The organism is Winogradskyella ludwigii, assembly GCF_013403985.1.
GTDB classification, from domain to species: Bacteria; Bacteroidota; Bacteroidia; order Flavobacteriales; family Flavobacteriaceae; genus Winogradskyella; species Winogradskyella ludwigii.
Genome location: NZ_JABFDF010000001.1, coordinates 412,589 through 425,462, shown reverse-complemented (window position 1 = coordinate 425,462; position 12,874 = coordinate 412,589). Strand labels below are relative to the sequence as shown.

Below are 12,874 nucleotides of genomic sequence, written 5' to 3'. Positions count from 1 at the left end.
TTTAGTCCAACTTTTTTTATCATTTATGAAGTATTTAAAGCAAAATAAATTAGAAATTTTTCTTGTGCTATTCTATATCATCATAGGAATAGTTCTATTGCTATTATTCTAAAAATTTTTTTACCTTTAGAGTAAATACCAAAAAATGAAACATTTACTACTCGTCTTTTTCTTATTGCCAATACTAAGTTTTAGTCAATGTCCACCAACAGGAGGCATATTTACTTCACAAGCAGAAATAAATGCCTTTGCTACCAACTATCCAAACTGTACAGAAGTTGATAGCTTTGTTATTTCAGGAGATGATATTACCGATTTAAACGGACTTCATCAAATAGAATCTTGTACGAGTTTTTCAATTAGTAATAATTTAATATTACAAAATACAAATGGCTTAAATCCTAATATAATTATACAATATGTTGAAGGTACAGGCACGACGTTTTCTATATCTAATAACGCATCATTATTAACGATTAATGGATTAGAAAATTTTCAAAGTCAATCTGGTTTTGAAAGCTCATTTACTATTACTAATAACCCTATGTTGCTTAGTGTAGATGGTGCACCTAGTTCTTTTAGTCCACTTACTTGGCTTTATATTGAAAACAATGATGCCCTTTTAAACTTAAATGGATTAGAAAATTATGCAGCAGCAGAATATACAAGTATCTCTGATAATGACAGTCTTATAGATTTAACAGGTCTTGATGAAATATATGGAGAAACAGTTCATATTTCTAATAACAATAATCTTCAAAGTTTAAATGGCCTTGTGTCCAGTGGTTTTGATGATTTTTTATATATAGAAGGCAATCAGAACTTAACAGATATTAGTGCAATCTTTGCAGGAAGTTATTTTGATGATGGTTTAATTATAAGAAACAATCCCAATTTATCAATTTGTAGCACAGATCAAGTCTGTTTTTTTATAGATAGTAATATAGAAGAAGGTGTTATGCTTCCAGGTATTTTTGAAAATAATGCACCTGGTTGTAATAGTAATTTTGAAGTAGAAAATGTTTGCGGAGTCAATTCAAATGATAATTGTGGATATACCATTAATCTATTGACCTTCGGTGAAATGATAACAGCAAATAATGAATTTGCCACGACGTCGTTACAAACACCTAGTTGCAGTGATGTCGCTAATAGAAAAGATGTTTGGTTTGCCTTTAATTCAGGTGAAAATCTAACGGTTGATGTTATTATAGATTCAGGATACAATTTACAATTATGGGAAGGAGATTGTTATGATTTAGTTCCCTTAGACAATGGGTGCAGTAATGCATCATTAGAAGATGTCTCTGTATCTCCTAATACATCTTATTATTTACAAACTTGGAATGATGATTCTACTGATAGAGGAGGTTCGTTATGGTTTGATTTATTAGTACAAGATGGTAATTTGTCTACACCAGAGTTTAAAGTTTCTGAAATTAATATCTATCCTAATCCTGTACAAAACGAATTACACATTCAATCTAGTTTAACAATAGATACAATTGAAATGTATAACTTATTAGGTGAACTCGTTTTAGAAAGTAAATCTAAAACACTAGATGTATCAAATTTAACAACAGGTTTATATCTAATGAAAGTGGTTAGTAATGGAAGAGAATTTACCTCTAAAATAGTGAAGCAGTAATTTTTTTGACTTTAAGTTTTATTGAAGTGCATTAATCAATACCAACAACCAACCAACAGCTAAAAGTAAACCACCAATTGGAGTCACAGGGCCTAAAAACCGAAGTTTTTTGCCTTTAGCATCAGATAATATCAAACCATAAATACTAAAGGAGAATAGTATAATACCTATTGTGAAACACCAATACGTAGCTGAGGTCACGTTGGTAGCGTTAAGGCCTAAAGCTAATAATGCGATGGCGTGATACATTTGGTACTTTACGCCAACTTCAAAACTATGTAATTGATCTGTAGATAAGATTTTTTTTAAAGCATGAGCGCCAAAGGCACCAAAGGTTACAGCTAACATTCCAAAAAGTGCACCTGTGGCAATTATAATGTGTTGAGTCATTTAAGCAAATTGTTTTATTTATAAACTACAGGGATAATTTCGCCTTTAGCCAAGCAGTATTTTTCAATATCTTCGTTAGAAAGGGAAGCGGTATAGTCTACTTCTTCAACTTTAAAACCTATAGAACGAAGCTTATCAAAATAATCGCGACCATAAACACGAACGTGATCGTATTGTCCAAAAATCTTAGCACGTTCATCTCTATCTGTAATAGAATCATCTTCAAAAGTCACTTCTCTATCTAATTCTTGTGGAATCTGAAAAATACCATAACCACCAGGTTTCATAACTCTATATAATTCTTGCATGGCTTTAGTATCATCTGGGATATGCTCTAAAACATGGTTACAGAGAATTGCATCATAACTGTTATCTTCAAAAGGCAAATTGCAAATATCTGCTTTAACATCTGCAATAGGCGATAATAAATCTGTAGTGGTATATTTTAGGTTTTTAAGGGCTCTAAAACGATTTAAAAAACATTGTTCTGGAGCAAAATGAAGTACACTTTTTTCTGCAGTAAAAAAGTCAGTTTCATCTTTTAAATACAACCATAACAAACGGTGACGCTCTAAACTTAATGTGGAAGGCGATAATACATTGTTTCTTTGATTACCATAACCATAAGGTAAAAACGTTTTAAAACTTTTACCATCAATTGGGTCTGTGAATGTATTACCTTTTAAAAAGAAAGCTAAAATTGGTCGTGCCACGTAACTAAGCCTTATTAATAAAGGTCTTGGTATGGTGTTTAATATAAATTTAAAGACTTTTTTCAAATTATGTTCTTAAAATGCCTTAACCTCTATTGGGCTAGAAATTAAATTATAAATGCCATCCCAAAGTATAATACGCTGTTGTAAAGATGCTTTTGCAATATCTAATGTCTCGTTCCATTTTTGCGCATCATTTCCACATAATTCTTCAATCATTTTTAAAGAAAGCGGACCATGTTCATCACCATCTAATTCAATATGGCGCTTTAAATAGTACGTCAGTTTACTATATGTATTATCGCTAGTTTTTGATTGATTTATAATTTGAAAAAACATATCAGGAATCACATCTTCACGACCAAATGTAAAACTGGAAGCAATTTTATGTGGTTCATCTGTTGCAATTACTTTAAAAGTAAAGTCAACAAATTCTAACGTTTCCTTATTTAATTTAATTTTTTCTGCAGCAACTAAAACAGAGTCTCCATGTCTAACATAATCTACAAATTGTTCAATGGACATTGTGCTTGCTCCAACTTGGTGCATTGCGTCCAAATACATTTCGTAATGACTTTTAGGTTCACCTTTCTCATTAATATCACTTTCTTCTCCAAGTACAATTTCGTTTATAAAACGCGCTGTAGATGGATTTTTAACAGGAGTCCAAGGAAGTGTTGTGTTTGTTAGTTGACCTTGAAGTGCTTTTAATAAAGACATAAAGTCCCATACAGCAAAAGCGTGTTGCTCCATAAAAATTTTTATGTCTTCAACCGAAGCTAATGCACTGTATAATTTATGATTGTTGAGCTCTGCTCTTAATGATGATAATTCTTTTTCTAAGTAATCAATGGTCATAAATAAAAATTATAGAACTAGGGCTTTTTGTCTAAAAGCATCTTCCTCATCAGAAACAATGCCTAAGGCTTCATGCACATATCCAAACGTTGATAAAATTTCAGGTTTTCCATTTACAATAGCAATATCATGCTCAAAATGTACACTTGGTTTAGCATCTTGTGTTACAATAGTCCAACCATCACTCAATTGTTTCACTTTATGAGTTCCTAAATTTATCATTGGCTCAATGGCAACTACCATACCTTCAATGAATTTTTTACCACGACCACGTTTTCCATAGTTTGGCATTTCAGGATCTTCGTGCATTTTTCTACCTAAACCATGACCAACCAATTCTCTTACTACACCATAACCTTCAGCTTCACAATATTGCTGGATTGCAAAACCAACATCACCAACGCGATTACCAACCTTTAATTGTTCGATACCAACGTAAAGTGATTCTTTAGTAATCTGAATGAGTTTCTTAGTCTCTTCGGCAACATTTCCAATTTCAAAAGTATAAGCATGATCTCCATAAAAGCCATTCATAAAAGAACCACAATCTATAGAAACAATATCTCCATCTTTTAACGGAATATCAGTTGGAAGTCCGTGAACAACAGCTTCATTTACACTACATAATAATGTAGAAGGACAATCGTAAAGTCCTTTAAAACCAGGTAAAGCACCATGGTCTCTAATAAATTCTTCGGCTATGGCATCTAAATGGTTAGTGGTTACACCTTCTTTAGTTTCTTTAGCTAACATACCTAAAGTTTTAGATACGATGAGTGCACTTTGGCGCATTAACTCAATTTCTTCTGCTGTTTTTACTATAATCATGATTCAAAATATTGAGCGGCAAAGATAGGGAATTTATATAATTTATAAATTCATTACAACATGATAAATGACAGTTTATAAAAGGATTTTCTATTATAAATTTGCAGTCTAAAAAAGGAACTCAACATGTATAGAACCGTTACTGCAGAAGAAGCTTTAAAAGTTGTAAAATCTAATGACCGTGTGTATATTCAAGCAGCAGCTGCAGCACCACAATCACTTGTAAAAGCATTATCTGCAAGACATGAAGAATTAAGAAATGTTGAAGTCTGCCAGCTACATACTGAAGGTGTAGCACCTTATGCGAATCCAGAATTAAGGGATAGTTTTCATGTCAATTCTTTTTTCATAGGAAAAAATGTTAGACACACTCTAAAAGCAGGAAATGGATCTTACACTCCTGTTTTTTTAAGTGAGTTACCACTCCTTTTTCAACGACATATTTTAGAACTCGATGTGGTTTTGATTCATGTTTCTGTTCCAGATCGTCATGGCTATTGTTCATTAGGCGTTTCTGTAGAGGCTTGTTTAGCCGCAATAGATAATGCAAAAACGGTTATTGCTCAAGTAAATCCGCAAATGCCAAGAACTCATGGAGCGGGAATTATTCATATTTCTGAAATAGATTATTTTGTTGAGTCTAATGAAGAATTACCAACACACTTAATGGCAGCACCAAATGCTGTTGAACGTGAAATAGGGAAACATGTAGCCAATTTAATAGAAGATAGAAGTACGTTGCAGCTGGGAATTGGTTCTATACCGAATGCGGTTTTAACACAGTTAACAAATCATAGAGATTTAGGTTTACATACTGAGATGTTTTCTGATGGAGTCATCGATTTGATTTTAAACAATGTAATAAACGGAAATTATAAAAAGATTAATAGAGGACGAGCATTATCTACTTTTGTATTAGGTTCTAAACGCTTGTATGACTATGTAGATGATAATCCGTTTGTAGAAATGCGTGCTTCTAATTATAGCAATAATGCTGCATATATTAAACAAAACCCAAAGATGGTTGCTATAAATTCTGCTATTGAAGTCGATTTAACAGGTCAGGTTTGTGCAGATTCTATTGGATCTGATATTTACTCTGGTGTTGGCGGACAGATGGATTTTATAAGAGGAGCTTCTTTAAGCCAAGGTGGTAAAGCGATTATTGCATTACCATCAGTGACTAAAAATGGTATAAGTAGAATTGTACCTGCTTTAAAATCTGGTGCAGGTGTAGTAACAACTAGAGCGCATGTTCAGTATGTGGTTACAGAATATGGAGTTGCCAATCTTTATGGCAAAACAATTAAGAATAGAGTAAAAGCGTTAGTTGATATTGCACATCCCAATCATAGAGAATCTATAGATAGAGACTACTTTGAAATGCTTAAGTAATTTTAAGCCTTTAAAATTGCCACCATTTTTTTGGAGGAGCAGCAATTTTTGGTTCTTCATTAGTAATCATTTGATAAACTTCTCCCCAACCTAAAATTCCACCTATATTACGATCGTCAATAAAAAGGTCTGCATGGATTTTACGACTTCTGCTATAATCGAATTTTTCTTCAGGGAAACTGGCATTAACAGCATAAAATTCTATGCCGTTTTCTTTACAGAAATCGACAGCTTCATCTAGTTTAACACCACATCTATAGGTCCATAGTATAAGTCGGTGTCCATCTTCTTGGAGGCGCTTAAGTGTTTCAAAAGCAAAAATGCGCGTTTTTCCAATACCTGGATAGCCATCATCTACTATGGTGCCATCAAAATCTACGGCTATTATTAATCTATTTTGAAAATTCATGCTTTAATCAATTGTTGCGCAAATTTACAATAATTGAAGATTTATACAAGGCTTTGTTGTGTCATTAGCTTTGGTTGTGGTAGACCAATTAATTTTAAGATGGTGGGTGCAATGTCACCTAAAATGCCATCTTTAATATTTTTTAAATCCTTGTCTATTAAAATAATAGGTACAGGGTTAGTTGTATGAGCCGTGTTTGGTGAACCATCAGGATTTATCATCGTTTCACAATTACCATGATCTGCAATTAGAATGGTCGTGTAATCGTTTTCTAAAGCCGTTGTAACAACTGTTTTTACACAAGCATCAACAGCTTCACAAGCTTTAATAGCTGCAGCCATAACTCCTGTATGTCCAACCATATCGCCATTTGCGAAATTTAAACACACAAAATCAACATCACCTTTTTGTAATTCTGGTACTAAAGCATCTGTTAATTCAAAAGCACTCATTTCTGGTTTTAAATCGTATGTCGCTACTTTTGGTGAGTTTCTTAGAATTCGTGTTTCACCTTCAAAAGGTTTTTCTTGTCCTCCTGAAAAGAAAAATGTTACATGAGGATATTTTTCAGTTTCAGCAATTCTAATTTGTTTTTTGCCGTGATTCTCTAAAACTTCACCTAAAGTTTCAGAGAGGTTATCTTTATTAAAAACGACGTTAATACCTTTAAAGCTATCATCGTAATTCGTTAAAGTAACATAATAAAGATTTAATTTATGCATGTTCTGTTCGTGGAAGTCTTTTTGCGACAATGCTTCTGTTAATTGTCTTCCACGATCTGTTCTAAAGTTAAAAAAGATAACAACATCGTCTTCTTTAATAGTTGTTACAGGTTCGTTATTGTCGTCTGTAGCAATTAAAGGTTTTATAAACTCGTCTGTAATATCATTATCGTAATTATTTTGAATAGATTGTAAAACGTTTTGTGTTTTTTCTCCTTCGCCATTAACTAAACCATCGTAAGCTAATTTTACACGTTCCCAACGTTTATCTCTATCCATAGCGTAATAACGTCCAGTAACTGTTGCTAGTTTTCCCGAAGTTTTACTAAGATGATCTTCTAATTTTGAAATATAACTATAACCCGATTTTGGATCTACATCTCTACCATCTGTAAAGGCATGTACAAAAACATTTTCCAAACCATAATCATGCGTAGCGTTAAGTAAACCAAAAAGGTGATTGATGTGAGAGTGTACACCACCATCACTTACCAAGCCTACTAAATGCACGTTTTTATTATTGGTTTTGGCATATTCAAAAGCCGTTTTTAACACAGGCTCTTCACGTAGTGTTTTATTTTCTACAGCAAGGTTAATCTTCACTAAATCTTGATATACAATACGTCCTGCACCCAAATTCATATGTCCAACTTCACTATTTCCCATTTGTCCTTCTGGTAAACCAACATGTAAACCATCGGTTCTTAAACTTGCGTTTGGGTATTTAGTATAAAGTGAATTTATAAATGGAATTTGTGCATTATCTATAGCCGAAACTTTAGGGTCAGGTGATTTTCCCCAACCATCTAAAATCATCAAAATTACCTTCTTGTTCATGTCAGAATTTTTAGTGAATTCAAAGATAACATTTACTAAGCTATTTCTATTTTGTAAAGTGAAAAAATTAAGTTGTTATTTTATTTTTTATCAATTTAATAACCTTAATGCTTAGCTTGTTATTATAATAGGTGTGTAGGTAATCAATTCGTTTGCAAAATGTTAAATATATGTTATAGAATTTTTAAAGTGTAACAACTTTAGATTTTGGTCGTCTATTATTATGTAATCAAAAAACAAATCAAATCATTTTAATTTAAAATCTTTCATCATGAAAAAATCAACAGTAGTTTTAGCTTTAGCATTAAGCTTTTCAATTTGTAACTTAAATGCAACGAATAGTATTTCAACATTAAAAATCAATGAAACTTTACAGCAAACCATTGAAATAACACCACTTTGTAAGGCTGTTGCCACAGGTAATACCGAAGAAGTAAAAAGACTTATTAATAATGGAGCAAATGTTAATGCCAAATCTAATGGTATGTTACCAATTCATTATGCTGCAAAATACAACCGAGTAGAATTAATTAAGGTCTTAATTACAGCAGGATCTGCAATTCATGATTCTTGCGATAAAGGCTATACTGCATTAAGACTTGCAGAGAAAGCCAACGCAGTAGATGCGGCATCGTTCTTAAAACGTTTTAAAAACAAAAATGCTTAGGAGTAAGCAATTATTTGAGTTAGTTAGTTAAAATGCGTCTTATTTATAGGACGCATTTTTATATTTTATCTTTACCTCAATTTAAACTCAAGCTATGAACTACCAATTCAAAATAATTCCAAGTGAAACTATTAACCAAATAATTCCTTTAGTTTATGCGCTAAATGATGGTAAAGTAAGCGAAGAATTATTGAAATCTCGTTTTGCAGAAATGATAACGCAAAATTATAAATGTGCAGGTGTGTTTTATGGAGAAGAATTGGTTGGTGTATCAGGATTATGGTTTTGTACACGACACTATTCTGGTAAATCAGTAGAGTTAGATCATGTCTATATCTTACCTAAGCATAGAGGCAATGGTCTTGGAAAACAGTTTATGGCATGGATTTATAATTATGTTAATGATTTTGGCTGTAACACTATGGAGTTAAATACCTACGTGCAAAATTATCCCTCTCACAAATTTTATTATAATGAAGGTTTTGAAATTTTAGGATATCATTTTCTTAAAAAACTATAATTTATTTTAAAAAGCCTAAATCAGAGTTTGTAGCAATTTCATAAGGGGCTTTATTGTACTCAAAAACTCTAGCTTCTAACATTCCTTTTAATGTGAGTTGATTGCCTTCTGCCGCAATCCAACTTCCTTCACGTAAACCAATTACAGGTTGGTTGTTATACGCATGAAATTCTTTAATACGAGTTTCTCTGGTTTCGCCCATATGAGTGCTACCTTCAATAGGATCTAAATAATGCGGATTGATATTAAAAGGGACTAATCCTAAGGTTTTAAAACTAGGAGGATATACAATAGGCATATCATTAGTGGTATTCATTGTTAAGCCGCAAATATTACTTCCAGCACTTGTTCCTAAATAAGGAGTTCCTGTTTTTACAGCATCTTTAATAGCAACTAAAGCGTTGTTTCGGTATAATTGAGATACGAGAACAAAGGTGTTTCCTCCTCCAACAAAAATACCTTTAGCATCTTGTATGGCTTGCTCTGCATTAGTAAATTCATGAATGCCTTTTATTGTTTTTCCTATTTTACTAAATGCTTTAGCTGCTGTTTTGGTGTAATCGTCATGCGAAATACCTCCTGGTCTTGCATAAGGGATAAATAAAATTTCGTCTGTAGATTTAAAATGAACTTTAAGCTCGTCTAATAAATACTCTAAATAACCAGAGCCATGAATGGTTGATGTGCTTGCGATTATAATTGATTTCAAATTTTGAATTTTTAGGTGCTAGAATTACAAAGAAAGTTAAACTTTTTTAAAGGTACTATTTTATCATTTAACAAATATTTACTAGTCATTTTCTATGAGAATAGAAGAATATAACCGAAATTTAGTCAAGAATTAAAACCAAAGAAAGAAGATGCTTAAAATTGTTTTCGTTTCAGGGAATAATTTATAACCAATATCAAGCCGAATTTTTAAAATAAACACCTTTAAATACATGAAAAAAATACTACTCTTAATATTCGCAATCTCTACGTTTTCAGCCTTTAGTCAAGAGCTAGAAAGAGTAACTGTAAATGGTAGAATTGTTGTTGCTACAGGCGACAAAGAAGGTGTTGCCGTTTTTAATACCTCTTCTAATAAAGGGACGTACACGGATAAAAATGGAGATTTTGAAATTAAAGTTGGCCTTAACGATATTGTAGAATTTGGAGCGCTTCAGTTTAAAGATTTTAATGTTACTATTTTAGAAAACGTAATAGCGTCTAAACGTTTAACGGTTATTCTAGTAGAGGAAATTAATAAATTAGATGAAGTTGTACTGTTGCCATTTGGTCTTACAGGAAATTTGGGTGCAGATTTAGATAATGTCAGAACTCATAATGTAAGTTTAGATGCTGTTTATTTTGGATTAGATAATATAGACGATTTTGAATTTTCTGCAGATTACAAAACTAAAGCAGATAATTTAGCTTTTAACGAATACAATCCGCACATGGAGAACATGGTAGATTTAGTTAATGTAGCAGGATTTTTAATCAAACAGATAGTAGATTTAGATAACATTAAATTTAAATCGAAAAAAGAAAAAGAATTAAAGAGAACACCATTTAAGAAGGCATTAGATGCCTATAGCGTTAATTATATACACACCAATTTTGAAATCCCTTTAGATCAAGTCGAAGCATTTACAGATTATGTAGAGCAAGAAGGTGTTGATACGGAGTTGTTTGAAACGGATAAAGAAATGCAACTTTTAGAGCGTATTTCACAATTGAGTAAGGAGTTCATAAAAGGTCTAAGTGAAGAAGATTAAAAAGCTTTACTTTATTATTTTACTTTTAACTGTTGGTGTTTTAAATGCACAGCGAACAAATTTAAGTGGGCAAATTAGTGCAGATGATGACGTTGAAGGTCTACATATTCTCAATAAAACAGCTGCAAAATATACGATATCTAACGACGATGGAAGTTTTATAATTCCTGCAAGAGCCTTAGATACTTTAGTTGTTTCAGGAGTAAAATACCAATTACAAGAAATTATTCTCACAAACACTGTAGTTAAATCTGGTGAAATTAATATTCAACTTATTGAAAAAGTAAATGAACTAAACGAAGTGGTTGTTGGTAAGGTTTTAACAGGTAACTTAGAGTCTGATGTGCAGAATCTAGATATTAAACCCGAAATTAATTTTTACGATTTAGGAATTCCAGGATCTACAGATTTACCATTAACTCAAAATGAACAGCGCTTGTACGATGCAGATCATGGTCAGTTTGTGTATTATTATGGTCTAGCATTGTCAATAAATGTTCATAAAATATTAAATAGAATCAATGGAGACACTCAAGCATATAAAGCTAGAGTTTTAATGGAATCTAATGAAGTTTGTATTAAACGATTAAAGACAGAATATTCTAAAACCATTTTTGAAGCGCTTGTAATTCCTGAAAAACATAGAAATGAATTTTTTCAATTCTGTCTCGAGGATGAGGAGTTTAATTCTATTTGCGAAGATGGTAACCACATAAACGATGTTAGTTTTCTCTTAGAAAAGTTAACCGTTTTTAAAACTAGATTAAATGAAAATGATTAAAGTTATAGTTGTTTTTATGTGGTTTACTCTAAGTTGTTGTCTTGAGGCTCAAACTATAGATCTTAACGGTCAGCTTATCGCAAATGATGAGGTAGAAGGACTTCATATTCTTAACAAAACAGCTGCAAAATATACCATTTCTAATGATGATGGTAGTTTTGTTATTCCTGCGAAAGTATCAGATACTTTAGTTATTTCTGGAGTTAAATATCAATTAGAAGAGGTTATTATTACAGCATCTATTATAGAATTAGGTGAGTTTAATGTGCAACTTAAGGAAAAAGTAAACGAGTTAAACGAAGTCGTTGTTGGTAAAATTTTAACTGGAAACTTAGAATCTGATTTAGAAAATTCAGAAGCAGAACCCAAAATTAATTTTTACGATCTAGGGATTCCAGGATTTACAGGGAAACCATTAACCCAAAATGAGCGTAAACTTTTTGATGCAGATGCAGGCGATATGGTTGGTTTAGTAGGAGGTACTTATGGAGGTGGTCCTAGTCTCAATCTTAATAAATTTTTGAATACCATAAGTGGTAGAACAAAAAAACTTAAAGCAATTGTAGAACTTGATAATAGATCTAGCTGTATTGAACGTTTAAGAAGAGATTATGAATCTTATATTTTTGAAAAAGATACCTTAGCAGAAAATTTGCATAACGAGTTTTTCTTGTTCTGTCAAGAAGATGCCAGATTTTTAAACTTATGTAAAGAAAATAACGATTTAGAATTGCTTGAATTTTTACTAGCAAAACTAGAAATCTATCAAGAAAATAGAACGTCAGTAATAAAAGAGTAATACAAAACAATTATAATAACACATGAAACCATTTCGCATTTTAGTCATCTTATTAATACTTCCGCTGTTAAGTTTTACCGGAGACCAACACGAGTATTACGTTAGTGTTACAAAAGTAGAATACGCTAAAGAATCACAATCACTTCAAATTATTAGTCAGATTTTTATAAACGATTTCGAAACGCTATTACGTAAGCGTTACGATGAGAAAATAACGTTAGATACTACAAACGAATCTGAACTTGTAGAAACTTACATGAAACGTTATTTAGCCGATAAACTAAAAATTAACGTTAATGGCAATGCCGTCAATTTTAAATTTATAGGTAAAGAATACAAGGATGATATTACGTATTGTTATTTAGAGGTAGAGAATGTTACTGATATTGAGTCTATAGAGGTTACAAATCAAGTATTGTTCGATGCGTTTTCTGGTCAACAAAATATTGTTCGTTTAAAACTCTTGGATAGAAATAAAAGCTTTTTGCTGTTGCCAGATAATGATTCATGCATGTTAAACTTTAAATAAAAATCTGTTAAAACCATC

The 12,874-nt window shown here is 31.9% G+C and carries 15 protein-coding genes; 8 read left to right on the top strand and 7 right to left on the bottom strand.

Annotation, left to right across the window (positions count from 1 at the left end):
- Positions 1-145: 145 nt before the first annotated feature.
- The gene (locus HM981_RS01865; RefSeq protein ID WP_179336887.1) at positions 146-1,648 is read left to right on the top strand and encodes a T9SS type A sorting domain-containing protein; all 1,503 of its coding nucleotides are present in this window, start codon (positions 146-148) and stop codon (positions 1,646-1,648) included.
- Between the two features lie 18 nt (positions 1,649-1,666).
- On the opposite strand, the gene HM981_RS01860 is transcribed toward HM981_RS01865, so the two are convergent.
- Genes HM981_RS01860 through map form a run of 4 tightly spaced genes read right to left on the bottom strand, consistent with a single transcriptional unit; the run spans position 1,667 to position 4,437 of the window.
- Positions 1,667-2,038, bottom strand: a complete 372-nt coding sequence (locus tag HM981_RS01860; protein WP_179336886.1) for a DUF423 domain-containing protein — start codon at positions 2,036-2,038, stop codon at positions 1,667-1,669.
- A gap of 14 nt (positions 2,039-2,052) precedes the next feature.
- Positions 2,053-2,817: a class I SAM-dependent methyltransferase gene (locus HM981_RS01855; RefSeq protein ID WP_179336885.1), complete on the bottom strand. Its 765-nt coding sequence runs from the start codon at positions 2,815-2,817 to the stop codon at positions 2,053-2,055.
- Positions 2,818-2,826: 9 nt separating this feature from the next.
- Positions 2,827-3,609: a DUF3050 domain-containing protein gene (locus tag HM981_RS01850; protein WP_179336884.1), complete on the bottom strand. Its 783-nt coding sequence runs from the start codon at positions 3,607-3,609 to the stop codon at positions 2,827-2,829.
- Between the two features lie 9 nt (positions 3,610-3,618).
- Complete coding sequence (gene map / locus HM981_RS01845) at positions 3,619-4,437, bottom strand: type I methionyl aminopeptidase (protein ID WP_179336883.1); 819 nt, start codon at positions 4,435-4,437, stop codon at positions 3,619-3,621.
- 126 nt (positions 4,438-4,563) lie between these two features.
- Between map and HM981_RS01840 the strand changes: the two genes are divergently transcribed.
- Complete coding sequence (locus tag HM981_RS01840) at positions 4,564-5,832, top strand: acetyl-CoA hydrolase/transferase family protein (RefSeq protein ID WP_179336882.1); 1,269 nt, start codon at positions 4,564-4,566, stop codon at positions 5,830-5,832.
- Between the two features lie 10 nt (positions 5,833-5,842).
- On the opposite strand, the gene HM981_RS01835 is transcribed toward HM981_RS01840, so the two are convergent.
- Both HM981_RS01835 and gpmI read right to left on the bottom strand, forming a co-directional pair.
- Entirely contained in the window at positions 5,843-6,241 is a 399-nt protein-coding gene (locus HM981_RS01835) for a BT0820 family HAD-type phosphatase (RefSeq protein WP_179336881.1), read from the bottom strand.
- A gap of 41 nt (positions 6,242-6,282) precedes the next feature.
- Positions 6,283-7,800: a 2,3-bisphosphoglycerate-independent phosphoglycerate mutase gene (gene gpmI / locus HM981_RS01830; RefSeq protein WP_179336880.1), complete on the bottom strand. Its 1,518-nt coding sequence runs from the start codon at positions 7,798-7,800 to the stop codon at positions 6,283-6,285.
- Positions 7,801-8,071: 271 nt separating this feature from the next.
- Between gpmI and HM981_RS01825 the strand changes: the two genes are divergently transcribed.
- Entirely contained in the window at positions 8,072-8,467 is a 396-nt protein-coding gene (locus tag HM981_RS01825) for an ankyrin repeat domain-containing protein (RefSeq protein ID WP_179336879.1), read from the top strand.
- A gap of 94 nt (positions 8,468-8,561) precedes the next feature.
- Entirely contained in the window at positions 8,562-8,987 is a 426-nt protein-coding gene (locus HM981_RS01820) for a GNAT family N-acetyltransferase (protein ID WP_179336878.1), read from the top strand.
- Position 8,988: 1 nt separating this feature from the next.
- Here the strand turns inward: HM981_RS01820 and pepE are convergent, their stop codons facing one another.
- Complete coding sequence (pepE, locus tag HM981_RS01815; protein ID WP_179336877.1) at positions 8,989-9,696, bottom strand: dipeptidase PepE; 708 nt, start codon at positions 9,694-9,696, stop codon at positions 8,989-8,991.
- A gap of 232 nt (positions 9,697-9,928) precedes the next feature.
- Here pepE and HM981_RS01810 point away from each other — a divergent pair, with 232 nt between their 5' ends.
- The 4 genes from HM981_RS01810 to HM981_RS01795 are packed head-to-tail and all read left to right on the top strand — an operon-like array spanning position 9,929 to position 12,856.
- Positions 9,929-10,747 carry a peptidase associated/transthyretin-like domain-containing protein gene (locus HM981_RS01810; protein ID WP_179336876.1) on the top strand — a complete coding sequence of 273 codons (819 nt, stop codon included), beginning with the start codon at positions 9,929-9,931 and terminating at the stop codon, positions 10,745-10,747.
- Positions 10,734-11,528 (top strand): peptidase associated/transthyretin-like domain-containing protein, encoded by a 795-nt coding sequence (locus HM981_RS01805; RefSeq protein ID WP_179336875.1) that lies wholly within the window; start codon positions 10,734-10,736, stop codon positions 11,526-11,528. Before HM981_RS01810 ends, HM981_RS01805 begins: the two co-directional genes overlap by 14 nt.
- The gene (locus tag HM981_RS01800) at positions 11,515-12,327 is read left to right on the top strand and encodes a peptidase associated/transthyretin-like domain-containing protein (RefSeq protein ID WP_179336874.1); all 813 of its coding nucleotides are present in this window, start codon (positions 11,515-11,517) and stop codon (positions 12,325-12,327) included. Before HM981_RS01805 ends, HM981_RS01800 begins: the two co-directional genes overlap by 14 nt.
- A 22-nt stretch (positions 12,328-12,349) precedes the next feature.
- Positions 12,350-12,856: a DUF6702 family protein gene (locus HM981_RS01795; protein WP_179336873.1), complete on the top strand. Its 507-nt coding sequence runs from the start codon at positions 12,350-12,352 to the stop codon at positions 12,854-12,856.
- Positions 12,857-12,874: the final 18 nt, after the last annotated feature.